22 protein-coding genes and 6 pseudogenes are annotated in these 25,350 nt (G+C 58.0%); 20 read left to right on the top strand and 8 right to left on the bottom strand.

Annotation, left to right across the window (positions count from 1 at the left end; translation table 11 throughout):
- The first annotated feature begins 84 nt into the window (after positions 1-84).
- The 3 genes from ML401_RS35940 to ML401_RS35950 all read left to right on the top strand — a co-directional run bounded on the left by ML401_RS35940 (position 85) and on the right by ML401_RS35950 (position 2,976).
- Positions 85-1,068, top strand: coding sequence for a CBASS cGAMP-activated phospholipase (locus ML401_RS35940; protein ID WP_285813208.1), 984 nt, complete (start codon positions 85-87; stop codon positions 1,066-1,068).
- A 164-nt stretch (positions 1,069-1,232) separates the two neighbouring features.
- Positions 1,233-1,877, top strand: coding sequence for a hypothetical protein (locus ML401_RS35945; protein ID WP_285813209.1), 645 nt, complete (start codon positions 1,233-1,235; stop codon positions 1,875-1,877).
- The gene (locus tag ML401_RS35950; protein ID WP_285813210.1) at positions 1,858-2,976 is read left to right on the top strand and encodes a hypothetical protein; all 1,119 of its coding nucleotides are present in this window, start codon (positions 1,858-1,860) and stop codon (positions 2,974-2,976) included. Before ML401_RS35945 ends, ML401_RS35950 begins: the two co-directional genes overlap by 20 nt.
- A gap of 12 nt (positions 2,977-2,988) precedes the next feature.
- Here the strand turns inward: ML401_RS35950 and ML401_RS35955 are convergent, their stop codons facing one another.
- Positions 2,989-3,441, bottom strand: coding sequence for a hypothetical protein (locus tag ML401_RS35955; protein WP_128929566.1), 453 nt, complete (start codon positions 3,439-3,441; stop codon positions 2,989-2,991).
- Here ML401_RS35955 and ML401_RS35960 point away from each other — a divergent pair.
- The 7 genes from ML401_RS35960 to ML401_RS35990 all read left to right on the top strand — a co-directional run bounded on the left by ML401_RS35960 (position 3,440) and on the right by ML401_RS35990 (position 9,280).
- Complete coding sequence (locus ML401_RS35960; protein ID WP_128929565.1) at positions 3,440-4,033, top strand: hypothetical protein; 594 nt, start codon at positions 3,440-3,442, stop codon at positions 4,031-4,033. The two genes, ML401_RS35955 and ML401_RS35960, sit on opposite strands and share 2 nt — an antisense overlap.
- Before the next feature lie 288 nt (positions 4,034-4,321).
- Positions 4,322-4,612, top strand: coding sequence for a WGR domain-containing protein (locus tag ML401_RS35965; RefSeq protein ID WP_285813211.1), 291 nt, complete (start codon positions 4,322-4,324; stop codon positions 4,610-4,612).
- Between the two features lie 572 nt (positions 4,613-5,184).
- On the top strand, positions 5,185-5,436 hold the full coding sequence (locus tag ML401_RS35970) for a multiubiquitin domain-containing protein (protein ID WP_285813212.1): 252 nt from the start codon (positions 5,185-5,187) through the stop codon (positions 5,434-5,436).
- Between the two features lie 52 nt (positions 5,437-5,488).
- A complete protein-coding gene (locus ML401_RS35975) occupies positions 5,489-5,806 on the top strand; it encodes an E2/UBC family protein (protein WP_376717458.1) in 318 nt (105 codons plus the stop codon).
- Entirely contained in the window at positions 5,806-7,152 is a 1,347-nt protein-coding gene (locus tag ML401_RS35980; protein WP_285813213.1) for a ThiF family adenylyltransferase, read from the top strand. The genes ML401_RS35975 and ML401_RS35980 overlap by 1 nt, the downstream gene beginning before the upstream one ends.
- Positions 7,121-8,710 (top strand): phosphotransferase, encoded by a 1,590-nt coding sequence (locus tag ML401_RS35985; protein ID WP_285813214.1) that lies wholly within the window; start codon positions 7,121-7,123, stop codon positions 8,708-8,710. Before ML401_RS35980 ends, ML401_RS35985 begins: the two co-directional genes overlap by 32 nt.
- 9 nt (positions 8,711-8,719) lie before the next feature.
- Complete coding sequence (locus tag ML401_RS35990) at positions 8,720-9,280, top strand: DUF6527 family protein (RefSeq protein ID WP_285813215.1); 561 nt, start codon at positions 8,720-8,722, stop codon at positions 9,278-9,280.
- Positions 9,281-9,457: 177 nt separating this feature from the next.
- Here ML401_RS35990 and ML401_RS35995 read toward each other — a convergent pair whose 3' ends face one another.
- Positions 9,458-9,745, bottom strand: a complete 288-nt coding sequence (locus ML401_RS35995) for a hypothetical protein (RefSeq protein WP_285813216.1) — start codon at positions 9,743-9,745, stop codon at positions 9,458-9,460.
- A gap of 132 nt (positions 9,746-9,877) precedes the next feature.
- Between ML401_RS35995 and ML401_RS36000 the strand changes: the two genes are divergently transcribed.
- Positions 9,878-10,204, top strand: a complete 327-nt coding sequence (locus ML401_RS36000) for a transposase (protein WP_376717444.1) — start codon at positions 9,878-9,880, stop codon at positions 10,202-10,204.
- A 137-nt stretch (positions 10,205-10,341) separates the two neighbouring features.
- Here the strand turns inward: ML401_RS36000 and ML401_RS36005 are convergent, their stop codons facing one another.
- Both ML401_RS36005 and ML401_RS36010 read right to left on the bottom strand, forming a co-directional pair.
- Positions 10,342-11,646, bottom strand: a complete 1,305-nt coding sequence (locus ML401_RS36005; protein ID WP_285813217.1) for an IS701 family transposase — start codon at positions 11,644-11,646, stop codon at positions 10,342-10,344.
- Positions 11,647-11,730: 84 nt separating this feature from the next.
- Complete coding sequence (locus ML401_RS36010; RefSeq protein ID WP_285813218.1) at positions 11,731-14,004, bottom strand: hypothetical protein; 2,274 nt, start codon at positions 14,002-14,004, stop codon at positions 11,731-11,733.
- A gap of 1,045 nt (positions 14,005-15,049) precedes the next feature.
- Between ML401_RS36010 and ML401_RS36015 the strand changes: the two are divergent.
- Positions 15,050-15,444, top strand: a pseudogene (locus ML401_RS36015) (IS5/IS1182 family transposase); the annotation flags it as partial.
- On the opposite strand, the pseudogene ML401_RS36020 reads toward ML401_RS36015, so the two are convergent.
- The 3 genes and pseudogenes from ML401_RS36020 to ML401_RS36030 all read right to left on the bottom strand — a co-directional run bounded on the left by ML401_RS36020 (position 15,413) and on the right by ML401_RS36030 (position 19,595).
- A pseudogene (locus ML401_RS36020) lies at positions 15,413-16,173 on the bottom strand (outer membrane protein). The pseudogenes ML401_RS36015 and ML401_RS36020 overlap by 32 nt on opposite strands.
- Positions 16,174-17,143: 970 nt before the next feature.
- Positions 17,144-18,361 (bottom strand): ShlB/FhaC/HecB family hemolysin secretion/activation protein, encoded by a 1,218-nt coding sequence (locus tag ML401_RS36025; protein WP_285813219.1) that lies wholly within the window; start codon positions 18,359-18,361, stop codon positions 17,144-17,146.
- Between the two features lie 664 nt (positions 18,362-19,025).
- Positions 19,026-19,595, bottom strand: coding sequence for a GNAT family N-acetyltransferase (locus ML401_RS36030; protein ID WP_285813220.1), 570 nt, complete (start codon positions 19,593-19,595; stop codon positions 19,026-19,028).
- 1,118 nt (positions 19,596-20,713) lie between these two features.
- Here ML401_RS36030 and ML401_RS36035 point away from each other — a divergent pair.
- The 3 genes and pseudogenes from ML401_RS36035 to ML401_RS36045 form a co-directional block, all read left to right on the top strand.
- Positions 20,714-21,880 carry a TlpA disulfide reductase family protein gene (locus ML401_RS36035; protein ID WP_285813221.1) on the top strand — a complete coding sequence of 389 codons (1,167 nt, stop codon included), beginning with the start codon at positions 20,714-20,716 and terminating at the stop codon, positions 21,878-21,880.
- Between the two features lie 108 nt (positions 21,881-21,988).
- A pseudogene (locus ML401_RS36040) lies at positions 21,989-22,734 on the top strand (DDE-type integrase/transposase/recombinase); the annotation flags it as partial.
- Between the two features lie 72 nt (positions 22,735-22,806).
- Positions 22,807-23,072, top strand: a pseudogene (locus tag ML401_RS36045) (transposase); the annotation flags it as partial.
- Between the two features lie 99 nt (positions 23,073-23,171).
- Here the strand turns inward: ML401_RS36045 and ML401_RS36050 are convergent.
- Positions 23,172-23,246, bottom strand: a pseudogene (locus tag ML401_RS36050) (hypothetical protein); the annotation flags it as partial.
- Between the two features lie 131 nt (positions 23,247-23,377).
- Between ML401_RS36050 and ML401_RS36055 the strand changes: the two are divergent.
- The 5 genes and pseudogenes from ML401_RS36055 to ML401_RS36075 all read left to right on the top strand — a co-directional run bounded on the left by ML401_RS36055 (position 23,378) and on the right by ML401_RS36075 (position 25,329).
- On the top strand, positions 23,378-23,614 hold the full coding sequence (locus tag ML401_RS36055; protein WP_376717445.1) for a transposase: 237 nt from the start codon (positions 23,378-23,380) through the stop codon (positions 23,612-23,614).
- 3 nt (positions 23,615-23,617) lie between these two features.
- Positions 23,618-23,800, top strand: coding sequence for a hypothetical protein (locus ML401_RS36060; RefSeq protein ID WP_285813222.1), 183 nt, complete (start codon positions 23,618-23,620; stop codon positions 23,798-23,800).
- Positions 23,797-24,183 (top strand): IS66 family insertion sequence element accessory protein TnpB, encoded by a 387-nt coding sequence (tnpB, locus tag ML401_RS36065; protein ID WP_285813223.1) that lies wholly within the window; start codon positions 23,797-23,799, stop codon positions 24,181-24,183. Before ML401_RS36060 ends, tnpB begins: the two co-directional genes overlap by 4 nt.
- A gap of 317 nt (positions 24,184-24,500) precedes the next feature.
- Positions 24,501-24,674: pseudogene (locus ML401_RS36070) on the top strand (MFS transporter); the annotation flags it as partial.
- A 130-nt stretch (positions 24,675-24,804) separates the two neighbouring features.
- Complete coding sequence (locus tag ML401_RS36075) at positions 24,805-25,329, top strand: hypothetical protein (RefSeq protein ID WP_285813224.1); 525 nt, start codon at positions 24,805-24,807, stop codon at positions 25,327-25,329.
- Positions 25,330-25,350: the final 21 nt, after the last annotated feature.

Consider the following 25,350-nt stretch of genomic DNA (forward strand, 5'->3'; position numbering starts at 1 on the left):
AACAGAAAATGAACATTTCATACGGGATTCCCGAGCCTCGGTGGATCTCCGATGTCACAGCGTGCTCCGAAACTAGAGATTGCAATGACTTTTCAGATACTTGCTCTCAGCGGCGGTGGCTTTCGAGGCCTGTTCACAAGTTCGGTCCTGGCGCGCCTGGAGGAGCAGGCAAAGCGCCCCCTTCACGAATGCTTTGACCTGATCTCGGGGACATCGGCAGGCGGCATTATCGCCCTCGGTCTGGCGATGGGAAAGAAGGCCGAGACGATTCAGGGGATGTTTCTCGAGCACGGGGAAGAGATATTCCCCCGCGGCGAGACGCCGAAAAGCCGGCTGGCGCAAATGCAGGCCCGGTGGTTCGAGTGGCGACATCCCAAGTACGACGGTACGGTGCTCCGGAGCAAGATCGAGGGCGTGCTCGGCGCCGACGCCAAGCTCGGCGACGCGAAGACGCGCGTGCTCGTTCCGACGGTCAACATGACCAAGGGAAGCGTCCAGATGTTCAAGACCGCGCATAATCCGAGGTTCATGACCGATTACAAGGTGAAGGCCGCGGACATCGCCATGGCGACGGCGGCCGCGCCGCTGTACTTCCCGATGGCCGAGATCGGGAACAGCTATTTCATTGACGGCGGCGTGGTCGCGAACGCACCTGACCTTTGTGCGCTGCACGAAGCTGTCCAGTTCCTGGATCAAAAGATCGAGGACGTATCGGTGATGAGCATTGGCACGACCACCAGCAAATTCTCGCTGCCGACGTCGGCGGGACGCAATTTCGGCCAAAGGGACTGGCTCGAGAACAACCGGCTTCCATCGACCATCATTTCCTCGCAGCAACAGCTGGTCGATTTCATGCTCAAGCATCAGCTCGGCGATCGCTACATCAGGTTCGACGAGCAGCCCTCCGCCGAGCAGATTTCCGATCTCGGGATGGACCTCGCGACCGAGAGCCGGCGGAAGACCCTGCTAGGGATGGCGGACGGTTGCTATCAAGCGCTGTGCAACGATAGGCGCGTCATCGATATGTTGGCACATCGGCCTACCAAGCCGACGTTCTATCACGTGTGAACTACGCAAGAGGGATCCAACGCGTAACATCGGCAGATTGCCTGAAGGCCGCGAGCAGGTTGAGACGCGAGCTACTCGTGGGGCCGGAAAGCTAGTGCGGGATCATCGAGGTTAAAGTTTCGGTCAATGTGTCGCAATCGAGATTTGCCAAATGGAACGTTGAAGTGAAACAACACGACTATTCGTTGCACGGTGGACTGAACCGAGCCAAGGTCGGACGCTACCTAACGTTGATCGCCGCGTCGGTATCGGCTGCGATCGTTTTCACGCTGCTTTCCGTGGTCGACGTGGCGAACCGCTTCGGGCTCAATGTCAACCTGCCACCATCGGTCCTTTCCCTCGTCGGTGCGGGCATGGTCTTTGCGGCGCTCTATTGGACGCTCGATCGGTACGCGTGGCGATGGCCCTTCCTGAATGCGGCGCTGAAGGTCCCGGATCTCGCCGGGAGCTGGTCCTGCGAAGGACGAAGCCTCAAGCCCGACGGGAGCCTCGGCTACGCATGGAAGGCGACCCTCACGATCTTTCAGACCTGGGACAAGATCCGAGTGAGGCTGAAGACGGATCAATCGGGCTCCGACAGCATTGCGGCAGCCCTGATCTGCGACGACGCAGAGGGATATAGGCTTCTGTACAACTATCGGAACGACCCGGCTATCGGAGAGGTGGACTTAAGAAGCCATCTCGGTTCCTGCATGCTTATTTTCTCGAAAGATCTGGAATCAGCAGAGGGCGAGTATTTCAACGGTCACGGCCGCTTCACATTTGGCACGATTAGTTTGAAGAGGGACCATGGTAAGGGACATCAATAATCGACTGAACAAACTGCGCCTGCGTCGCAGGGGCGTCGACCGTCTTGGAAAACTCAACGAGGCTTCCCGCAAGGAAGTGTTGTCGAAGAGCTTGGCTGCGGAAAGCTGGCAGAATAGGGCTCCGTCGCATGCTTACACGCGATATGCGCTTGGCGCGATGCAGGAGGTGGGACCTGAGTACACCAGAATCAGTGTCGAAACGGCCGAGCGCGTGGGCAACCAAATCCAGAAGTCCATCGATTCGGTCGAATTTCGGCTTCAGGGGTCGGTGCCCCTTAACGTCCATATCCGGGGAGTCAGCGACGTCGATCTGCTCGTGCTGGAGACCGGTTTCCTCATATTCCACTCGTCGGGGCCCGCGGCAGGCACCTATGTTCCCACGGCGCGCAACTCGCTTGGAGTGCTAGGCGAACTACGTTCCTCGATCGAGAAGATCCTGCCATTGAGCTTTCCAGCCGCCGACGTCGATACGTCCGGTGGGAAGGCGGTCGCCGTTTCTGGAGGGTCTCTGGCGCGACCGGTGGATGTTGTTCCGTCCCACTGGTACGATACCGTCGTCTACCAGCAGTCTAGACAGATTCACGACCGAGGAGTTGTTATTCTCGATCGCAAAGTGCCGAAGACAATCGAGAACTTCCCATTCAAACACATAAAGCTGATCGAAGATCGTTGCAGTTCGTGTCTCGGCGGCCTGAGGAAGGCCATACGGCTCTGCAAGAACGTCAAGGCCGATGCGGTCGAGGAGGGTACGAAGATCAATTTCCCCAGCTTCGACATTGCCGCTACCATGTATCACGCGGATCAGACGGCCTTGAAAATCGGATATCTCTACGAGTTACGGGTCCTCGCGGAGGTGCAGCGACATTTGGATTACCTATATCACAACCCTGAAGAAGCAAAGAAGTTGCGCGTCCCGGACAGCTCCCGGTTCATTTTCGACACACAGGAGAAGTACGAAGGCATGAAGGCGCTCTCACATGAAATCGATGATCTCGTGAAGAACGTCGCCAAGGAGCAGAAGCCGCAACTGACGTTCGATCTGGGCATACCCTGGGGGGTGGCGCGAGGCGCCATCGAGTCGATCGAGATACCGAGTTAAGTCGTCGGGCCGCTAAAGCCTATTGACGCTGCCGCGTTCGAATCTCCACGTCGTGCCCTTGGAGACCAGGTAGAGAGCCAGGATCCCGGGAACGAGGGACATCGCCACGCAACTGTTGAACGCCGATCCTTTGTTGACAGGTGGGGGTATCTCTGAGGGGGGAGGGAAGAGGCGGTAGGACCACCCCGTGATGGTACAGCGCGAATGATGATCTACGGCAGCCATGATCGCTCCATCGTGAATCGCCTCGTTAAAAGCGATTGCTGCTCGCACGGTCTCCGCAAAATTCTGGTCGAGGAATTGGCCCACCTCGGGGGAAGGATCGCGCGGCATTGGCTCGGCGAAACGTGGTAGGTTATTCTGATGGTAGAGACAGCAAATCAGCGGATCGAAAGCTGCTGGACGTCCAGCCAGAATCCTGAATATTTCGTCTATTCCAGTCATCGCGGCTTCGGTCTTCGACATGATCAACTTTCTTCAGACCCGGCTTCTGTTTACGATAGTCGTCTGTCTGGCGATAGCGATATTCGCAGGGTTGAAGTTTGCCGATGTGTTCACCGGCAACACCTACGAAGACGTCTGGATATTCTCCAGGTATGTCTTTGGCATACCTGCTGCTCTTGCTGTCGTCATCTACGGGGCATGGCGTGCTATCCCGATACTTCAGCGTATGACATTCCCCTATTTGGGTGGCCGGTGGACCGGTGTGCTGCGCTATGGTCCACCCGACAGGCAGGAGCTCAGGGATGCCACGCTGACGATCCGACATCACTTGAGCGGGATGTCTCTTGTCCTCGAAACCAGGGAATCGACCTCGACTACGCTGGCGGTTGTAGCCACACGCGATCCTACCGGCACGCAATACCATGTGTACTACGTCTTCGAGAATCGACGGAAGGCTGAGTACACTAAGCCTGGGCTTCCTACGATTTATCGAGGCGTGGCTATAATGAGTGTTGGGATGTCGGGGACGAAGACTTTAAGCGGTGAATATTTTACGGACCAGCCGACAAATGGCATCGCCGAGTTCAAACTGGAGAGGCACGCCTGGTTTTAGGCGACGATGCCGCGCCCGATCTTGCGATCGGCGGGTGTGGGCGCATCCATGACCGGGCTGTACCGCTAAAGGCCTCGCAATCGATTGGGCGCAGTTGTCGACGCAACGGCATAAGCTCTATCGGGCGGAGCTTGACGGGGTCATCGGCGGAAAGCGGATACGCGTGGATCAAATCTATCGCGAGCTTGGCCTCGGCGTTTGTTGCCACAATGAAATTTCTGAATCTTGGGCTCGGATCGATTCATTTATTTAATTGGACGGCCGATTCGGTAATTGCGATTCTGGCGCATGTCCGAACTCACCGTGCAATACCTAGTGCTCGAGCGTCGCGATCCAGCTCGCAACATGGCGCGGTTCTATGTGCTCACGATCGAGCCGACGCTGTTCGGCGATACGGCGTTGGTGCGTGAATGGGGCCGTCTCGGAGGGCGCGGTCGACGGCGGCTCGATCTGTTCGATGGGCACGTGCAGGCGGTCGAGTCGCTTGAGTCCTGGCTCAAGCGCAAAACCCGTCGTGGTTACGTCCAGCGGCACTTTCCGGGCTTGGAGCCGGCGTGCGACGCGCCGCAAGCGGGCTGATCTGGACAAAATCTCAATTCAAGTATATCAAAGTAATTCGAAGTCATTTTCGACCACATTCCAAGAATCGCAAAAGTATTCCATAATCAATACTAAGCGAAATTGAACTAGGCCCCCAACTGGATCGCCTATTCTGATCTCGCTTAGCTCCGAACGAGGTCACGGCGCAGTTTTCCGTCGTTGTAGCTACCCCAGGTGGTAAATCCGCGCTGCTGCTTATCTCATTGCTGATGAACTGGCAGGACCAGCACCGTCCATCTTGGCGGTGACGGTCGGACGGTCGGAAAAGGGTGACGGTGGGTTTTCGCCAGGGTCGCTGGTGCAGGCGGTGAGGCGTTTCGCTCGATCGTTCGCGAGCTCGACGGAGCGATGACAACATGAACCACGTCGCCCCCGGGGGTAGTGCGGCCCTGAAGACTTGAGAGCCGCGGTCGTCAACGTCGTGAAGCACGATTTGAGGAGAACGCGCGCAACAAGGCTAAAGGCTTGACATTGTTCTTTATTTGTTCTAGTCAACGATCGCTGCTTCACGCGGGGGTTCCGCGGTTCGCGTCGGAATGCATGAGGGATGGATGAACGAGAAAAAGGAAAAGGAATTTCACTTTTTTGTCGATGGTACGAAATATGAGACCGAGCATTCCTACCTGTCCGGGGCGGACATTAAGCGGATAGCCAACATCGAAGCAAACTATCAGCTTTTCCTGGAGGAGCAGGGGAATACCCCAGACCGTCCTATCGCGGATCCCGACACCGTTCCGTTGAACGATCGGATCAAACATTTTTTTGCAGTCCCGCCGGCGACTTTCGGACATGGAACTTATTGATAAGCAGTTCGCAGTGCTTCAAGGGCGTTTCCCTTTGGCACGTCGGACCCGGATGTCGAATGGTGCCATCCTGGTCGAGATCCCGGAATTCGATCTACCGGCAGGGTGGAATATCGCGAGAGGCACCGTGATTTTTATGCTGCCGCCGGGGTATCCATCGGCGCAACCGGATTGCTTCTGGCTGGAGCCGGGGCCTGTGCGATTGGCCGACGGTAGCGTTCCAAATGCTGCGAACGATGCTAACCCGGTCCCTGGTGCGGGGCCTCGAGGGACTTGGTTTTCCTGGCATTTGCAGTCCTGGAATCCAAATCGAGACGATATCCTGACGTACTTCAACGTCATTGCGCAACGTCTAAGCCCGGCAAGATAGTGGACGATCTCGTCATCACCTCTGCAGACCTTGATCTCGTTCGACGATCAGTGCTGGGCGAGTCGACCGAACTTTGTGTCGTATTGGTTTGCAGTCAGACTTTGCGGGGCGACGGTCGCGCAAAAGTGTTGGTCCGCGAAGTCGTTGTACCGGCAAATGAGGATTACGCACGACGTACTGAGGTTGAAGCTGAGCTGCGGCCCGCGTTTGTAGCTAAGTTGGCAAAGATCGCTGCACAGACCCAGAGTTCATTAGTTTTCGTGCATAGCCATCCGGGTACTGCTGCGCCTGAATTTTCTCGAATCGACGACACAGGAGAGGAAATTCTTGCCCGCTTCTTTCGGCATCGAACTCCCGGCCTGCTGCACTTAGCTCTAGTCGTGAGCGAAGGAGGCTACGCATGCCGCTACCTCGGAGCTAGGCAGTATCTCCGTCTGATTTCGTTGGGCGATGATCGCAACATACTCTTTGATCCGAGCCAACGGGAGGACCCATCAGAGGTATTTGACCGTCAGGTGCGGGCATTCGGACGCGATGGACAAAACCTTCTGCAAGGGTTGAGCGTAGGGATTGTGGGTCTCGGTGGCACGGGATCGCTTGCTGCACAACAGTTGGTCCATCTCGGCGTCGGCCAGTTCCTGCTGGTTGATCCCGATTTGATCGAGGCGACCAACTTGAACCGTTTGGCGGGTGCCGCAGCCGCAGATGTAGGAGTGCCGAAAGTCGCCGTAGCGGAACGCTATATTCGTTCCGTTCAGCCTCGCGCGATCGTTACCGCCATCAAAGAGGATGTGATCTTAGTCGAAACGGCGAAGAAGCTGCGCGATGTCGATGTGCTCTTTTGTTGCACTGATTCGCACGGCAGTCGCGCCATTCTACAACAAGTCGCTTATCAATATCTCATTCCCTGCATCGATATCGGGACTGTTATTGCCGTCAACGAGGGGAAGGTCAGTCACATCGCTGGGCGTGCTCAAATGCTTGCGCCGGGATTGGCTTGTCTCACTTGCGGCGGTCTTTTGAACGGAAATGAGGTCCGTCGAGACATGATGTCGGAGGCCGAGCGCAAGCAGGATCCTTATCTTATAGGTGCTCGCGAGCCGGCGCCCGCCGTGATGTCGATCAACAGTACGATAACCTCACTCGGAATTACGATGTTCTTGTCAGCGATCGTCGGTGTACCATCGCCGGCAAGGCATCTTCTTTACGATGGTTTGAGAAGCCGTCTTCGAGCAGTAAAAGGCGACCCCGTTCAAGATTGCATCGTCTGTTCTCGGGCAGGCGTCTTGGCAAGGGGTGACGGTCTGCCGATCTATGGCCGATACGCTGAACATGGCAATCCTTGATGTCACTGCCTTAGGTCGCTCGGCGGTCGGGTGGATCGGCGGTGATCTGCCGGCCGCAGCCAGGCCCCCGTTTGCGGAGCGTGGCTTCTTGATCGGGGAGAGGCAGATCGCATCTTTTGAGCCTCTCGATCCTGCACTCCTCGCTAGCCTCGCGGCTGTTATCATCGTTCAGGAGCAGAATTTCCCATCTCGTTTCGACAAGATCGTTCGAAGTTGCGTGAGGCAGCTTCTCGACTACGATTGTCGAGTCTTCATTTTGCCATTTGGACTTCCGGGTTTGCGGCAGGTCTACAGATGCCTGGAGCAAATACGGGTATGCGCTAGCAATCTTCCCAACGACATCCTTCGAAAGCGATTCACGTGGCAAAAATCATTGGGGGATCCTATGCCTGTTCCTCCGCTGCCACATGTCACCATCCTTTCGCCACTTGCTGACTGGGTTGAATCGGCAAATTTCCTGGTACGGCACCGTCCCGGAGAAGCAGTGCAAGAAGCCGTAACGCTGACCTTCGCTCCAAATTCCGAGCCTGACAACGATGATGCAGGTGTCGCTCGGGTCCTGCTGAAGCGTGCCTTTAAAGGCTATAGCGATGTGCACTTCATCCCTATGACCGAGGGCAGGTCTGGGGCGGCGGTCTACCGCGCATATCCAATTTTTGGCTCCTTCCACACCATGCCGCGCTTTGTTAAGCTCGGCGATCGCAGCAAGATATTTCGCGAATTTCAGAATTATCAATTGAATGTCGAGAAATACGTGCCCTTCAATTTGGGGCCGCGGCTGAACTACGATTTGTGTTGCCTCGGCGCCACCCGAGGGATCCTTGTCGGCGATCTCATAGAGGCGTGCGAGAGCCTCAAGGTTGCAGCACGGGGAGGCCGCGCAGGTCCGGCTATATCATGCTTGTTCGATCGGACGCTGCACGCATGGTATCGCAATATCGAGTATCGACAGACTTCACTCGCGCAAAGCATCAGTTCGCGGTTTCCTAAAATATTCAGTCGGCGGCGCCTCCAAGTGGCCCGAACCTTGGGCGCGCGTTGCAACCGAGATCAGCTGTCTCGACTGTTCGGCCGGTGCTCGAGCCAGCCTGTATTGTTCGCAAGAATTCACGGCGATCTGCACGTCGAAAATGTTCAGGTGCGGGGGCACGAGGCACTCATCATCGACTTTTACGCAAACCAGGATGGGCCTTTGGTTTGGGACATCGCGACTTTGGAAGCGAGCCTTCTGGTCGACGCATTTGACAATGACGCTGCTTGGAATTTCCAGCGATGGTGGGGCTCGGTGCAGCCGCTGTATGGAGGTAAACCCCTCGAAATGCTCCTCGGGCATGGAGATCCCCGCGATACTCATCGTTGGTTTCATGAGGTGGTGCGTCAGGTACGCCACTACGCCTCGCGCGTTGCGTCACCGGACCAGTATGCCGCGGCTCTGGCTCTGGCGCTTCTAAGCAAAGCCTCGAAAGATCCGAAATTAGACGGGCCAGAGGATGAGCGCCGCATCGCCGCCTACGTACTTGCGGAGCGTGTCCTGATAAGTAATTTTGACCAGCGGTAAGAGAAATCAATGGGTATCAGCGTCCTCAACCTCCGCGCAATCGTTTCTACACGTAGCGAAGCGGATGAGTATGTGTCGCGGCCAGGTGATGCGGCCCTGATAAGCAGAGGCGGCCCTCGATGGCTTGTTTTGTCGTGTCCATGCGGTTGCGGCGAGCGCTTTCCTATAAATCTTGATCCAAGAAGCGGGCCTGCTTGGCGCATCTACCATGTTGAAACAGGACAAATGAGCCTGTTTCCTTCGGTTTGGCGCGATAGCGGCTGCCAAAGCCACTACATCGTGTGGCGAGGTCGGATTTATCTTTTCGGATCTGGTGATGATGAGGTAGCACGCCAGAATATTGGTCTGGATAGTCTCGTCAGTCCGGTGTCGAACCGGTTATCTGCATCGACCTGGCGATCTTTCGTCGAGGTCGCCGATGAACTAGGCGAAATTCCTTGGGACGTATTGGAGACGTGCCGAGAGCTGGTAAGGAGACGGATTGTCGAGGAAGGAAGCGGCAAGTTGAAGAGCCACTTCCGCTTGCGCTCAGCCGAGGAAAGGCCAAGCAAGATTGATCTTTCTGCTTAATGACAACTCAGTAACGAAGCCGCGTCTCATTTCTCGTCTAGCAGATTCGCATAATCTTCATTATGGAATATCCGAATCGGAACCGCTTCGAAATTGTGCTGCCTGAAGCCAGTCTAGTTAGTTGCCGTCGTCATGAGCTAGAGGGACTCGATGTGTGGCCCGAGCACGTCAACCGTTTCAATATTTCCGGTTTCTTGAAGCGTTCGCGCATACGTCTGCAACGGCACGAGCTTCGTCGAGTGCGATAGTATCCGCAATGAAAGCGTCAGCGGATTTCGCCTTCATGTTCAGGTTGGAAAGAACTGCCGCCGGAAAGTCCTTGGGGTTTTCCGTTACGATCATTGCGGCTTGCGTCTTGGCCGCCGCAGCAACAACGTGGTGATCGTTGGGATTGGGCAGATCCACCGCAACGGGCAAGAAACTGTCAAAATCCGCAACCATCGCGTCTTCAAAGGCAGCTTCCATGCTGGCCCGTGCCCGCTCTGCGCGCGCGGTCGCATTCGCAAAGCCGTACGCATCCGACGGGCGCCGTCTTGCGTGACGCGAGTTAATTCGCGAAGCGTGTGACCTTAAGTCTAGCTTTAAGGTCATCAGGCGATGCGGGTCGAGGTTTTGGGCGGGCTGGAGCGGCGGCGGCGCTGGTCGCAAGACGACAAGGCGCGGATTGTCGAGGAGACGTTGGTGCCGGGCGCGAAGGTGACTGAGGTTGCGCGCCGCAACGGAGTCGCGACCAGCCTAGTGTTTACCTGGCGTCGACAAGCACGGACATCAGAGCGATCGGCGAAGAGCGAAAGTACTTCGTGTCGGACGCTTTCAAGCTACGGGCTGCTGGAGGCCTACGATCCTGATCACGGCCCACTGGCTTCGGATCCGGGTCTGACCAATGATGTCGCCACTCGGTACTCGACCGTTAAAGCCCCCTAGTCTTACTGCGTCATAACTTTCGATGACTACTTTGACTTGAGACTGCCCTGACGCAACAGGGGCATCGAGATAGTGTGGACGCGAGAGCGACGCTCAATCCTCGCCGAACAGTCGCGATCGAATTTGGAACGTGCCGTTCAGGCCGCAATGGCGGACCCCCTCGGGCGATAAGTTTTGGGAATTGTAGTTTCTTTGAAAAGCCGGGCGGGACCTGTAGCTGAGGGGGAAATCGTCTCCCGCTCGGAGACCAGGAATCCGTAGGCCGCGATGCACAACGTTGCGTGATGGTGGAAGCCGCGCCAGCCTCGCCCCTCGAAGTGGCCAAGGCCGATCTCCTGTTTGAGTTCGTGGTAGTCGCGCTCGATGCGCCAGCGCAGCTTGGCGGTGTCGACCAGCTGACGGAATCCAATGTTCGCCGGAAGCGTCGAGAACCAATATTTGGTGGGTGCTTCCTCGCCCTCCGGCCACTCGATCAGCAGCCATTCCTCCGGCCGGCTTTCGGCGAGCCAGTAATCTCGATGTGCCGGACGGATGCGCACACGAGCAAAGCGCGAGGATAAGCGTTCTGCCGTCCCCTCACGCCACGTGATCTTGCGCCAAGCATCGATTGGCAGGCCGACCGCAAGCTTCTTAACTGAGATCGGTTGATACTTGCCATCACGTCGCAGCAACTTCGGAGGTCGTCCGCTCCCGGACCACTTCTTCGGCACCCGCGGCCCAGTGCCGGGGCGCCATACCGACGTTTGTGGCTGGATGCCGGCCACATAGTTCAAGCCGAGATCTGTGATGCTCGTACGCAGATCCGTATCAGCGCCATAGCCGGCGTCCATCAGCACGACGCCACGCGGCAAGCCCGCCGCACAGGCCCAGCGCAATTGCTCAAGCGCGATGGCTGGCTTGGTTTTGAAGGTGATCTCTTTGGGCACACCGGTTTTGCGCCGACGCGGACGGTCGGTCGCCCACTCCTTTGGTAGATAAAGGCGATACGCCACCGGCAGGCTCGCCTGATGGTTGGCAATCGAAAGAGTCACCGCGACCTGACAATTGTCTTGCTTGCCCAGTTGGCCGCAATATTGCCGTGCAACCCCGACCGAATGCCGTCCCTTCTTAGGAAAGCCCGTATCATCGATGATCCAAGCTTCAATCGCTCCGTGGCGTTCGATCCTCGGCAGCACGAACTCACGGACCTTGGCCAACACTTGCTGGTCCGACCAGTCGCCTTGACCGACAAAATGCAACAACGACTGGTGCTGCGCTGCTGTCCGCTCAGGAGCCGTCATCGCCGCCATCGGCTCGACACTCTTGCGATCGCATGGCATCATCAACCCGGTACAGTAATCGCGCAGCGGTTTGGCGCGTCCTGCATGTCCAATCACGCTCGCAAGGCCCTCGACATATGCCGAAAACCGCGACGCGACGTCCCCCGATTTTGTCAGACTCATCTCAGCCCTCGCTTGCTGAAAAGTGAGTCTTCTCAAATATATGATTCCTGTCGACAAAGGCCGCGACACTCTGACTCAGTAAGACTAGATCCCAAGTCGAGCGGCCTGCGTTGACAGTTGCTCCGCCTCGGCAAGCTGATAGCGTGGGACGTCACTACGCACTGTGGCCAACAAGGACTTACAGAATGCAGGCGTGAGCTTGCCGCGGTGAATCACGACGTTTTCGCGGCCCGTCGCCGCCCGGGCGTTCTGCCACTGCTGATTATAGCCGCGTTGTTCGTTGGACTTGACGTGGCAAGCGGCGAAGTCGGCGTCATCCAACGTCGCCAACTGCCGCATATGTACCGGTCGCTTCGTATGGATGTGAACCCACATAGGGCTCGGCATTGCACCATTGCGCAGCGCCTTGGGTTGCAGCTTAACCTCAAACAGCACCCCTGGCTCGCCCTTTAACGCGCGCGGTAGATCGGCAGGCGCCAACTCCTCGGCCGCGCGCAACTGTTCAAGGTACTTCTGCGATGGAAAGCCGTAGGTCTTCAGGCATTCAATCCTAGTCGACGCCCTTCGCTCATCCAAAGTCTTGGCGAGCCCCTGCGCCTCGGCCCGCATCATCTTGAGTCGGACTAGTTTGTCGTGCACCTCGGGCACTTGCGTTGGCGTGAGTAGGATACGTTGACGAGGCTCCTCCAGCGACCCCTCACAAGCCTGCATTTCGGCGGCCTGGGTCTGCAGGCGCTCGATCACAGTATTCACAACGTGGTCGGCGTCCTCGGGCTTCATTTGGCGGGCTTGCGAGACGGCCCTTTGCTGACCAGCCAGATCAAACTGCAAAAGTGCGTCCAAGCGCTCGAGGAGGCGCGTCAGCGCCTCCATTGATGGCGGGGCCTGCCAGATCGCCAAGTCTGCCGTCGCCGAGGATATCGCCCTCGCATGCGCCTCTTCCGCGCTCACGAGCTTCTTCGTACCTAAATCCGAGAGCACGACAACCTTGGCTGCTGCCGCCGTGGCTTTGTCGGTCGTCGAGATCTGCAGCTGCGTCTGGTCGCGTGCCGAACTCCCGGCGAGAGCGCTCGGTGTACGTTTGGCTTTACCCTTCCTGCGCGCTGACGTGCCTGCGGCCGCTACAGGCTCTCTCGTAGTGTCGGCCGGCTTCGCAGCCCCAGCTTCGACCGCCGGTGAAATGATGGCCGACGTTTTGGGCTGTAGATCCAGCAGCCGCATAACGTCGTGTGCAGTGACCCACGCGCCTTCCACGATCTGATGCAACAGTTTCAATGGCGGGTCGTCGCCTGCCCCGAGATCGCTTAGCTTTGAAACGAGGTTGTGCACGCCCAACGCAAATTCAGAAAGCCGCTCCATAACTCCTTCCAGGACCGCGCAGTGCGCTGCGTCGAGTGCGCGTCCTTGGCTGTGTAGAACTGCATCCTTTGTCGATACGAATGCCGGAAAAACGTCTGCGATGAAGGTGCCGAGCAGGCGAGCCCGTCCGTTCTCGGCCATGAGGAGTTCCCTCGTGGCTGGGTCGAACGTGCTTTCGTGAGGCTCAATCATGATTTGTGCGAGAGCGACCTGCGATTGCAGATGCATGCACTTCATGTGCAGTGCCCAACCGCTGTGCAGCCGCAGTGCGGCCTCATCGGCCTGCCGCATTTCGGCCGTTGCATTGGGTAAGTTAGCAGTAGCGGCGCAGACGCGTTGCATCCGTTCCGATCGCAACGCCTTCTTTCCCCACCACTCCATGCAGTCCGCATAGCGGTTTGCTACGCTGGAAACCGCTCGGTTCAGTTGGTCAGGGGGAGTGTTGGATAGCATCCGTTCGAGCACGACGGTCGCGCTTATCCTGCCCTGCTCCAAGGCGTGGATGGTCGGGACGGCCAGAGCGTTACATTGCTCCGCCGCATGGAGCACCTCGTCGCGGAGACCGCGGGCCTGATCGTCAGATAGAATCCTGCGCGCCTCATGCTGGGGCAGGCTGGCGTAGTACTCCAGAACTTTTGAGCCGACCTGGATGACCTTGTCGATCAGCTCTTGTGCCTCTGACGAGCTCCGCGCTTGCATGGCCGCGTTACGGCGAGCGTAAAGTTCCGAGAGCAGGCTTTCCATTTGTCGCTTTGTTGCCTTGATCTCGTCACCCGTCGATGAAATGGGGACTGCCATATCCGAAGTTCGAGGCTGGCTGCCGACGAACGCCGCTCTATCTTGAGGCCCAGAGCGCATTCGCTCCACGACGGAATCGAAAGATTGGCCGCCTTCCCCAGCGGCGAGACTTGATTCCGAGCGCAAACTGCTCGATTCCCAAGTGCTGTCGGTTCCGGGAGCCGCAACGTGCGATTTGCCAGGTCGACCAATACCCGTCATATTCTAACTCCGATCCAGGCGAGAACGTAAAGCCTAATTAGATAGACGGCTTGGCTGACGATCAGCTGACGAACGGCATTCTCCCGGATTCATCACGAAAAACAGAATCACCGTGGCTTCCAATTCCATAGAAGATGCCTTGGGTTGAGGTTTCCGGTCTGCAGACACGCGTCCTGCTTTGCAACCAGGCCGCGGAGTCGGAGCGCAACACCCCCGCCCTAAAGCAGAGGCTGGTGGGCTCTCAGCAGGCGAGGTAGCGGACGCGCACGCTGGAGAGCCGATGGTGCGATCACACTCGGGCTGAATACGCAGAGCATTCGATTGACCTTCGCGAGCAGTTGGAAGCGGTGATCTATCGTGGGCCGTTCGCGAGAATGTTTCGCATCAAGCGCGTGGAGGGTGGAAACTCGCCAGGCACCGCAAGGAGATCAAAGACTCTAGTAGTTCAGCACCGCTTTTTCCACGGCTGCCATCGGGATGCGACCCAGTCGTCGTAAGGTGATGCGCCGATCGCAGCCTCTACTTCAAAGGCGGCCGCTTTCTTGTTTTGCAAACCGAGCTCTCCGACATCTTCTTCCGCTTAAGTCTGTGTTCAGCGCTCGGACGCACCTCGCCTCGTTGGACTGATCTGGCCGAAAACCGGCTGCGCCTCGATGGTCTGAGCCGCAACGCGCCGTCGGTTGAGACTGTCTTCCCCTGGGCTACCTGGCTACCTCATTCCTCGCGAGACATATGTGGACGCCCCTCCGGGGGAAGAAGAAAAAGGAAGATAAATGCAGTTTCGATCGTGTGATTCCATATGTCCGGCCTCTCAAAAGCGGCGCACGCGGCCGCGGGCCCTGAATGAGCCCGCGTATCTGGTCCCTTTCAAGAAAGCGCATATTGACGACTCCTCGATGCGGACGCCGATGGCGCCGAATGGAAAGATCTTTCCAGGATCGTGCTGCATCTTGATCCGACCTGAACTCGACCGCGCTTGCAATGCGTTCGACAGCTATTTGGCGCGCAAAATGGATGCTGAGCGCGGCTCCCGTCTGAACGAACAGGAGATATCTTTGAGCCGTCAGCTTTCAAGACCGTGATCCCGGACATGGAGATGCTGGTCGGCAACACCATCGAGCGCATCCTCGCCGACAAGGGCTATCGCGGCCACAATGCGCCACCCGATTACAAGTTCAGGGTGTTTGCCAGAAACGGCGCGTGACGACCAAGATCAAACGCGAGCTGCGCCGCCGTTCGGCCGTCGAGCCGGTCATCGGCCATCTCAAATCCGAGCATCGCATGGGACGCAACTACCTGTGGCACCGCGACGGCGATGCCGCCAATGCAGTCCTCGCCGCAGCCGGCTACAACTTCCGACGCCTCATCGGCTGGCTGGAGCCTTTGTTGCGCCAATTCCTCGACCAGCTCACGGCCCGACTTCAATTCGTCCCAGGTTGAAATCGGCGTTCTTCACGGTCGACCAGCTAGACTTGTAATTGAGACGCGCCGTCACGAGATCAAAATCCTGGCGGATACGATCGTTCCCAAACGTGCCACCACCCGCAGCGGTGAACTTCACGTCGCTCGTCGGCATGAACACATGGTCGTACTCGAGGCCAGCTGACCAGTTCGGCGTTAAGTTGACCTCGAATCCGCCGCCAACGACGCCGCCCCAACGTGTCGTTTCCGCGGTCCCAAGCTGCGTGCCTGAAGCAACGGAGTTAACCTGATAGCTGCTGCCAACGATCGTGCCAGCTTTTGCGTAAAGCAGTACGTTGCTTACGGCATACCCGATCTGACCGGTGATCAAGCCAAACGCGTCGATCTTTGTCTGGTTCCTGTCGGTTGGAAGGCAGTGCTGGCATTGGAGCCGTTGAAATCGGCCCAGTTGCCCTGGCCTTCGACGCCAAGCACTGTCTGGCCGATCTGCCAGCGATAACCGATCTGCCCACCGACCGTACCGCCGCTTGCGTCCTGGGAGCCCTCAGGGGGCGTGCCTGCAAAATCCCACGAGTTATGGCTCGAACCCCAGCCGGCATGGAAGCCGCCCCCGTCGTAGAGCGCGACCGCGACCGCCGGTGGTGGCGCCTTCGTGTAGACGGGCTGTGTAGCGAGATCCGCGGCGAATGCCGGCGCCGCAGCGGTGAGTGCGACGATGCTCGCAGTCATAAGCAACAAGTTCTTCATTTCGAGCTTCATTGCCTTCAGTGGCCCCGGCCGTGCGTGTCATAACAGCGCCAACGCAAATTGCTGTAACTGCTCTGCAACATTCACTCTGGAAGAAACAGCTTGATTCGCACGCTGCGTCCGGTTGTACGCTTGAATGTTACGACACGTCACGCGTCGATCTGGGTCGGGTACGTGCGGTAGCTTCGACAATGGAAGTAGGTGTCTGTACCGAAGCTCGTTGATGAAGGTTGACCGCCCGCATGCGTTCACGCCGGAGAACAACTGGAGTGTGGCACGAATGGGTTTGCAAAGCGCGGCGACAGCAAATGGACTTTCCTCGCGGGCGCATCGTTTCGCGTGCCGCAATGTGCGGCGACGGGCTAGCATGCCCATCCGATGGCTCGAATCGAGAACCTCGACCCATCGGACCGTGAGTGGGCGGCGCGCTTCCGTGGCCAAGGTCCCGACGTCCCGAACTGCCCGCGCACCGCCAAGGCCGTGCGGATTTGTTGGACGCGATGGAACTCACGAATGTCGACCCTCAAGTGGTTCGGTCGCTGCTTTGGTCGCAGTACCGTCAGATAAAACACGGGTTTTCCGCTGGCAACTCGGTCCTTGCGCTCCGTTGCATCGTGGAGTCCGAAGCCAATGGCCCCACATCTCTTACGGGTACGACGTTTTGCGCGGTGCGCGGTGCAATAGATGGCTTCGGGGATCATGCCTGGGCGTTGATCGAGGCGTTTGACACGATTGACCTGCGTGGCCCACTCACAACCCCGAGACTTAATTTTTGCTGTGAGAAAGACCTGGCTGGGCACCTGAGGAAGCCGTACGGAGACGCCTGTTGCGCCTGTTCGTGCCGCCAGCACCGCCGACCAGTATAGCCACCAGAGCTCCCAAGGAAGTGGCCTCACCGCATGCCGCCTGTGGCCCCCAATGTCACCCGCCGCCCTATGAAGCGTGGGTGTTAAGGGCGGCAGCGCGGCCATCAGAAGGTAAAGCCGACCTGCAGCCATGCCTTGGTCCCCTTGCCATAGCTCGCGCCCGCGCTGCTGCCATAGGTCTGCGCGAGTTGCGCCTTGAGCACAAGCTTCCGATTCGGCGAGTATTCGTAAGTGGCATCGTAGCCTATGCCGACGCCGCTAAGTTGAATGCAGGGCTTCTGCGTGTTGGTATGGGACGGATCAGCGCTCCATATCGCGCCAATGTCCGTGAACACGCCGACCGAATGGCTGTACCCATTGAAGCCGGGCAGCGCGTAGTTGAGTTCGGACGTCACCAGATAGCCGTTGTCGTCAGCGAGACCTTCATAGAAGGAGCGCACGCCCGAGATGAGGCCAAACTGCTGGCTGGAATTGAGACTGCCTGACAGCGACTTTTGCCCCCGGAAGGTTGTGGTGAGCGAGAGCACATCGGACAGACCGAGCCTGGAGTCCACCTGCAGATTGACTCTGGCGAAATCGCCGAGGGTGTTGACGCCGAGACGGTTGACCTCGATGTTGCCCACGGTGATCGACAGCATTGCGCTGGTCAACCATGGGATGCCGACGAAATTGCCTGTCGCCTCGCGAGTTATCGCCGCAGTGCCCTCGTCGAGGCTCCGGTGCGCGTTGACCGATTTGTGGGTGTAATTGGCCGACAAAGAGATGCTCTCGTCGCGCTGTCGCTGCAACGCGTAGGTCAGCGTGCCGGCGATGTCGTCGGCGGTGCCGGTGGTGTTAAGGTCCTGATGGGTGCCGCTCAGCACATAGATGGTGCGGGAGGCGCTGACCTCGGCGCACAGTCCGGCATAGCCGATCGGGGCCGCATAGACGATGCGCCCATTCTTCAAATTGGCGTATTCTGAGAGCAACCCGTGGACCGAGAGGCGGTCGCCGAAGCCAAGAGGCGAATTCACATTGAGACGACCATTGAGCTGGCTGTGCCCAGTGATGTTGCCGCCGAGAAGATTGCCGTGAACGCTGTATCCTTCCGGCACGTTGCACACGGAGTCGGACTTCTCCGCTAATGCCGACTGGGCATGGCACAATAAGCTCAACCCGATACTGAGGATTCCGGCACCTCGAGCCAGCCATCGATGATACTTCCGGGTAGTGCATGCCCGCCGCGCCGCTAAACTGCTTTCACAGAGCTGGATGAAGTGGAGTTTTGGCGCAGTATTATTGATCAGGTCCATCAGTCGGTGGATTGGCGTCACTTTGGTCACTGCACTTCGAATTCAGAGAACAGATGGCGCTGAGCTAAGTGTTCGCCACGTGCGCTGCAATACGATGACTCGTTGACCGCGTCAGGTGTTCGCTGCATGGCCGCTCTAACTTCCAATTGGAACGGTCCAAATTTCGACGACAACGCGCGCAGAGCCCATCTCAAGAAAATGCAATTGTAGTGCCAGACTGGCGAACAGCTGACTGATCGGGTATTGATCTTCTACTTAGCAGCGCTCAGCCGGCGAGAAGCTGCCGAAGCTACGGCAAGCGCAGGTTATCTCATTCACCTAGGATCTTACTAAGCTGTCCGAGCCATCTACTGTTCTTTCGTAGCTTAATCGATCCTGGCTGGCATGCCAGTGGATGTAGTTGCCTTGATCCGCGTGAGCCCACGCGCCGCTGCTAACACCGGAGGCAAGCGGAAACGGACAGCAAATTCCTTATCGCCAAGTTTTTGTTTCATCAATGCTCGCGTGCAACGTGCACCGAATAGACGGGCACATGCCCGTGTCTGGCGCCGAGTTCGTGAAGCCGGTGATTCGGGCGATGATGTGCAAGCTCCAGTGCTCTTCGTTGCCCCTCCCCGCCTCGTCGGCGCAACGCCCCGAGGGCGGCCTCCGGCACGTCCAGGTGAGTGGCAAGTGATGGAGTTCATGAGAGCGATCATTCCAGGTGGTCCTTGCCGTCCACACAATTGCGCAAGCTATAGCGGTAATGGATCCCGATCGGCTGCCGCCCCTGCGCTTCGAACGAGGCCTGCGCCACCTTATTGTCGACGTGGGTGAAGGACTCGATCGAGAGGATGTCTCCGCGATTACAGGCGTGCTCAACCAGCGCATTGAACAGCAAGGTGTGGATTCGCTGCCGGCGGTATTCAGGGAGCACATAGGAGAGCAGGACGCACACGCTGTTCCTCTCTTCGTCGTAATGGTAGGAAAGGAAACCGACGGTCTTGCCGTCGCGCTCGTACGTCAACACCGGAGCTCCAGGGTCCAGTAATGTGGGCGGAGCTGCCTCGAGCCCTTTATCGCGAAGCTCGGCGAGAGCGTTGAGGGTCAACGGCCAAGCTGGCGAGTGCCCGACGTTGTCGTAGAGACGGATGCTATAGTCGATCTCGTACATATAGTGTACCTCCAGCGGGATACATCCTCTCGGTGGGCGCTGACCGGGATCACCGAAAATGATGATCGGCTTGCCGAAAGCGAGGAGATCGTTGCCGATCGCCTCCTCCATATTGTGCACTCGTCGACGACGATCAAGCACGTACTTTTCAAGAGCTTCGAGTGGGTGGGAGCGTGCTGTCGACGTCACCGGTGACAGGGTCAATGTCGCTGGAATAGATAGTGAGTGGATGGTGCGGGAGGTTCTTGCAGCCCTTTTGCCGCATGACGCCGGCAGCCCTGCCGGTATACGCGGCGAAAGCGACCTTGCCGTTGGCATGTTCGGCAGGACGCTCGCAAGCATGAGCTTGCCGGTGCCGGCGTAACTCGCGGCCCATGCGCAGCCAGGCGGCAGCAAGCGAGAGCGCTTCGTTCGCGGCCGACTTGCCTATTGCCCGGGCCCCCCCGTTTCCGGCCTCGTACCCATCATTCTTTTCGACACTCCTAAACTTTAGGCCATCTGAAGGAACGTACCAACCCGTTCGGCGCGGATGTCGTGATGTTTGCGGCGGCATCGGACTGCCAATGAGCCTACTGAGGACATCGGTAGCCCGCACCGACCAGAAGCAGCCGCCGAAGCGACACAGCCCCTTAAACCGTGTTTGTGGCCGTCTGTGAACTATCGACGTTGACCTTCTGACATTCGATGCCTTTACGGCCCTCTGAGCCTACGACCGATCTCGACTCATTCGGAGGAGTTCAGTTCAACGCAACGCGGGACGCTTTTGTGAGGGGGACGTTATCCACAAGCACTCAAAGCACGGCTCAGGACACTCCATTCCTCCGACTGGACCCGAAGCGGGCCCCACCGCACTCGCTCCGAGACCCACGCTATAATATCTGCCTATGTCTTCATGGTGACAAAGTATTTTTCACATTGCGCCGCGACAGCTAATGATCCGTGCAAGAGGTCATTTGCGATCCGAGTATGGCAACGACCTATTCTAGGCAGGGGTCTCGCTGCAGCCAAGGGGAATGAGGACAATAGCCTTGAGGGCGCACCATCCGAACCATGCACGAAGAACTACAAGACGCAGCGCATGCGGCCCTTGGTCTACGTCCTGGTCGACTACGAGGGTGAGTAGGCGTATTGACGGCGCTTCTCACTTTGGACGCATGTGTCACGGCTTGAAAGACAGAGCAAAAGGTCGCGCGTAAACTCGCGCAATGTTGGCAGTTTGGAGAACAACAATGTCGGAAAAAACCAATTCACTACGCATGGGATCGCCCGCCCCTCAAATAAAAGTGGAGCGCTGGCTTCTCGGGCAACCCCTCACGCAATTTCAGCCGGGGAAAGTGTATATCGTCGAATTCTGGGCAACTTGGTGCGCACCATGTGTGGCGGCAATGCGCCATCTCATAGAGCTGCAAGAGAAATATAAAGCCACCGGAGTTGAAGTCATCGGAGTCGCGGCTTCCGAACAAGGCTCATCAGCAGTCGAGGCTGCAGCGAATCTGGTAGCGTGGTTGATCGAAAGGTTCCCGAACTTGAACTATCGGATCGCGTTCGACCACACAGGCGACATGAAGAAGTTTTGGATGAAAGCCAGCTATTCCTTCGCGATTCCCACCTGCTTCGTCGTCGACGGCGACGGCCACATAGCCTTTATCGGAGCTCCGCGGCAGCTCGGCGAGGTGTTGCCCAAGATCCTCAAGGGCATCTGGCGCACCAGCGATGGAGCTAAAGTTGCCGATGCGGAGCGGATCGTCGAAAGCGAACGAGAGGCACGCGAAATAGCGTTGAGGGAGCCGATCAAAGCAGCGATTAAGGCTGAGGATTGGGCAACGGCACTTTCGGCAATCAGAGTGGCTATAGCAGCACTGCCGAACGAGTTTTACTTCCGCGTGCTTCATGCGGATCTGTTGCTTCATAAAGTGCGCGACACGCAGACTGGCTTGCCCGTGATCCGCCGATTGGTCCAGGAGGTGATCGAGCAGAAGTCCGCGGTGCTGATGGCCAACGTTCTGGGCATACTCTTCGATCCGGCGAAGGACCACGACGACTTCCCATCTGCCGAGCGCTTTGCGATCGGTAAGGACTTGTCCGGCCGCATTCTAGCACTGAATCCTCCGGAAGATGATGAGAGCGACAAGTTGTGCTATAAGCCCGTTGCTCAGTATTATTATGAGAGCGGCGAGAGGGATCGCGCGATCAAGCTTGTCGAGCTGACAATACCGTCGTTGGAAAAGTGGTTGGAGAATTTCGATGACGAGCTGAAACAGGCGGTAACCCAGGAGTTCTTCTCGCCCTTGCTACAGACCCTGGCCAACTACAAGGGTGAGACGGTTTGTCATGGCGACTTATGTGCGATTCCGCAAAAACATCTTGAGATCCAGGAGCACGAAGAAGAAGCGTAGTCGGAATTGGTGTCCTGGCCAGTTCGTCAATTTTGCTGACTGTTAGCTTAGGTGTTTAGTCCCAGGCTTTGATGGTGCATTCTTGTCGCACGATTCGAAGGATGCGCTATGGGACAAGTTTTACACGGCTGCGCCACCACGACGGAGGCAGTCCGTCGAGCAATACAAAATAGTCAAGAGAGCCTGAGGACGCTCGCCAAGCGCTACGGGATCAATCAGAAAACTGTCGCGAAGTGGAAGGAGCGCAAGACTGTCGCCGATATCCCGACCGGCCCCATGGACGCCAAGTCGACAGTGCTCTCCATCGAGGAGGAGGCGATCATCGTCGCTTTCCGGCGGCATACGCTATTGCCGCTCGATGATTGCCTCTATGCGCTCCAGCCGACCATCCGGCATCTGACGCGATCATCCCTGCATCGCTGTCTCCAGCGCCACGGCATCAGCCGAATGCCGGAGGTCGAAGGCAGCAAGCCTCCGAAGAAGACGTTCAAAGCTTACCCGATCGGCTACTTCCACATTGACATTGCCGGAGCTCCGGACCGCTGAAGGCAAGCTCTACCTCTACGTCGCCATCGATCGCACCAGCAAGTTCGCCTTTCGTGCAACTGGTCAGGAGGACGGGAAGGACCTCGACCTCGGCTTGCCTCGAAGCTCTGATCGCGGCTGTTCCCTACAAGATCCACACGGTTATCACCGACAATGGGATCCAGTTCACCTTCCCACCGCGCTATGCGGACGGCCCGACAGCACGATACATGACACATATGTTCGATATGCGCTGCCAAAAAGATGGCATCGAACATCGGCTGACCAAGATCAAGTATCCTTGGACCAGTGGTCAAGCGCATGAACTGCCGATTCCGAGGTCATCGCGCGGAGTTTCGCATGATGTGAAGCCTGATGGTTGAGCCATTTCTCCAGCTACACCGGGCCGTGGGGCCATTCATGGCTTGCTCTTGCTCGAGGGCTATCGCGGCATCATCCACCGCGACGGCTATCAGGCTTACAAGACCATGACACGAGAGACGCGTGCGGACGCCCTGTCCGAGACGCTCGCCTTCTGCTGGTCGCATCTGAGGCGCCAGTTTTGAAGATCGAGCGCGAGGCCGCTCCGGCGCCAGCTCCGGTTGGCCGCGAGGCTCTTGAGCGCATCGCCCAGCTTTACGCGGTCGAGAAAGCGCTCCGCGGCCGATGCGCGGACTGGCGGATACTGCGCAAGGTCTCCAGGCTCAATCTCGCGATCTTTATGTTGGCAATCATGTTTGCCCTGCACCACTCGTAAGTCGAGTGCGCTAAAACTTGTTTCCATTCCCGACCTGTCGCGACGGTCAACGACCGTGACCTCGTGTCCGTTCCTCCCAAGCATATAGGCTGCTGCGCAACCCACGACGCCGGCGCCTAGTAGAACGATAGCGGTACGACGACCCCAGCTCGTTTAAGTGGACGGGATGAGCGAGACTCGCGCGTGGATTTGACAACGCGAGGGACGCTCATTCCGTGCATCAAGACAGACATCAAGACAGGCATGATGCCGCCTCCTATCAGCGGATCGAGGTGATCACGGGGGAGAGGCGACGGCGCAGTTGGAGCGATGCGGAGAAAGCGCGGATCGTGGCCGAGAGCGCCGATCCGGAGACGAGCATTTCCGAGGTGGCTCGACGCAACGGGGTCAACCGGGGACTGCTCAGTGTGTGGCGGCGCCAGGCGCGGCTCGCGTCGAGCGAAGCGCCGTAGTTCGTGCAAGTCAGGCTCGACGCCGCCATCGAGGCGCAGCCGAACGCGATCGATAAGGCGCATGTTCTGGTGAGTCCGGCCGAGCGGATCGAGGTGATGATCGCGGGCGCGACGGTGCGCGTGCCCGTCGGCGTCGACGCCGCGACGCTGGAGCGCGTGCTGGCGGCGGTGAGGTCGACGCGATGATCTCGTTCGGTCCAATGGTCCGTGTCTTCGTCGCGACGCAGCCGATTGACTTTCGCAAAGGCGTTCATGGCCTGGTCGCGCTGGTAGCGGAGGGAGTAGGCAAGCCCTATAGCGGCGACGTGTATGTCTTCCGATCGAAGCGATCGGATCGTTTGAAGCTTTTGGTGTTTGACGGCTCGGGAATGGTTCTAGCGACGAAGTGGCTCGAGAATGGGGGCTTCGCCTGGCCACCTGTTCGCGAGGGTACGATGCCGGTGACGGGGGCACAATTGGCGATACTGATCGAAGGTCTTGCGGAGTGGTCGCGTGTGGTCCCGAGGGACGAAGACGAAAGTTGCCTGAATCGTCTTGTTTTGCTGGCGATTGCGAGTGTGTTCGTGTAGCTCTGCGATTCGCCCTGAAGATCTCCCCCCTGACCCTGCGGCTCTCGCCGAGATGGTGCTGGCTTTCGAAGGCGAGAACGACGATCTGCGCGCAGAGATCGCCACGTTGAAGAGCCTGATCTTCGGCGCGCGATCGGAGCGCTCGGCAATCGCGGAATCTGAATCTCGGTTTGTCGCCCCGAGTGCGCGCGGCTCCTCGAACTCTCGTTCGTCAGCTCCGTAGAACCCATGGTACCGCAAGGCCCATTAGGCTCAACGGCGATAAGTCTTACCGAGGCGCAAGGTCACCGGCACAGCAGGCGACGTTCATGGCGTTGATGGCGTGGTGGCTGGTACCGCAATCGCCGCTTGGTTTCGACGGTTGGCGCTGGGTCATCTGCATTGCGGCATTCGGCGCGGTCATCATCTGGTTCATCCGTCACGCTGTACCAGAGAGTCCCTTCTGGCTGTCACAAAGAGGACGGGCGGCTGAGGCGGATCAGATCCTTTCGGCGATCGAGGCGCGGGTCGAGAAGCAGATCGGCAGGAAGCTCGCGGCGGCAAAGCCGATGTTCATTCCCCCGGTCGTCGACCACTGCGGCGCTGCCCGACCTCTGGCGAACTCCTTACCTTTCGATCGTCGTGACGCTGATCGTCTTCAACATCTGCCAAGCGTTCGGTTACTACGGCTTCTCGAGTTGGGCACCCACGCTCCTGATCGAGAAGGGCATCACGATCACCAAGAGCCTCGAATTTTCCTTCATCATCGCGTTTGCCGTACCGCTCGCGCCGCTCATCGCGATCAGCTACGCGGACAAAGTGAAGCGCAAGTGGATCATCGTGGCCGCCGCTTTCGTTATCGCCTGCGCCGGCTACGGTTTTTCCGAGTTCGTGCGGCCCTTGGTCGCGTTTCGCGAACACGACGCTGTCATTCGCGTACCATGCCTACCAAACCGAGGTCTTTCCAGCGCGCATCGCGCCCAGGCGGCGGGCTTCGTTTATTCGGCAAGCCGGGTGGGCGCGATGTTCTCGGGTTTCATTGTCGCCTTCGTGCTCCGCAATCCGGGCGTCTCCGGCGTGTTTGCCACGATAAGGACGGCGATGCTGATCGTCGTGTTTGTGATTTCGGTTTTTGGACCCAAGACCGGAAATCATATTGCGGCGTGAATGAGAACATCATCCGGATGA

Source organism: Bradyrhizobium sp. 62B, assembly GCF_030272265.2.
Classification (GTDB): Bacteria; Pseudomonadota; Alphaproteobacteria; order Rhizobiales; family Xanthobacteraceae; genus Bradyrhizobium.

Coding starts and splice junctions, on each gene's coding strand:
- ML401_RS35960 (WP_128929565.1), top strand. CDS start 3,440: ATGATCAACTTTCTTCAGACCCGGCTTCTGTTTACGATAGTCGTCTGT.
- ML401_RS35940 (WP_285813208.1), top strand. CDS start 85: ATGACTTTTCAGATACTTGCTCTCAGCGGCGGTGGCTTTCGAGGCCTG.
- ML401_RS35990 (WP_285813215.1), top strand. CDS start 8,720: ATGGGTATCAGCGTCCTCAACCTCCGCGCAATCGTTTCTACACGTAGC.
- ML401_RS35950 (WP_285813210.1), top strand. CDS start 1,858: ATGGTAAGGGACATCAATAATCGACTGAACAAACTGCGCCTGCGTCGC.
- ML401_RS36035 (WP_285813221.1), top strand. CDS start 20,714: ATGTCGGAAAAAACCAATTCACTACGCATGGGATCGCCCGCCCCTCAA.
- ML401_RS35970 (WP_285813212.1), top strand. CDS start 5,185: ATGAACGAGAAAAAGGAAAAGGAATTTCACTTTTTTGTCGATGGTACG.
- ML401_RS36005 (WP_285813217.1), bottom strand. CDS start 11,646: ATGAGTCTGACAAAATCGGGGGACGTCGCGTCGCGGTTTTCGGCATAT.
- ML401_RS35965 (WP_285813211.1), top strand. CDS start 4,322: ATGTCCGAACTCACCGTGCAATACCTAGTGCTCGAGCGTCGCGATCCA.
- ML401_RS36030 (WP_285813220.1), bottom strand. CDS start 19,595: ATGGAGGAGGCGATCGGCAACGATCTCCTCGCTTTCGGCAAGCCGATC.
- ML401_RS35995 (WP_285813216.1), bottom strand. CDS start 9,745: ATGGAAGCTGCCTTTGAAGACGCGATGGTTGCGGATTTTGACAGTTTC.
- ML401_RS35985 (WP_285813214.1), top strand. CDS start 7,121: ATGGCCGATACGCTGAACATGGCAATCCTTGATGTCACTGCCTTAGGT.
- ML401_RS35975 (WP_376717458.1), top strand. CDS start 5,489: ATGTCGAATGGTGCCATCCTGGTCGAGATCCCGGAATTCGATCTACCG.
- ML401_RS36000 (WP_376717444.1), top strand. CDS start 9,878: ATGCGGGTCGAGGTTTTGGGCGGGCTGGAGCGGCGGCGGCGCTGGTCG.
- tnpB (WP_285813223.1), top strand. CDS start 23,797: ATGATCTCGTTCGGTCCAATGGTCCGTGTCTTCGTCGCGACGCAGCCG.
- ML401_RS36010 (WP_285813218.1), bottom strand. CDS start 14,004: ATGACGGGTATTGGTCGACCTGGCAAATCGCACGTTGCGGCTCCCGGA.
- ML401_RS35955 (WP_128929566.1), bottom strand. CDS start 3,441: ATGTCGAAGACCGAAGCCGCGATGACTGGAATAGACGAAATATTCAGG.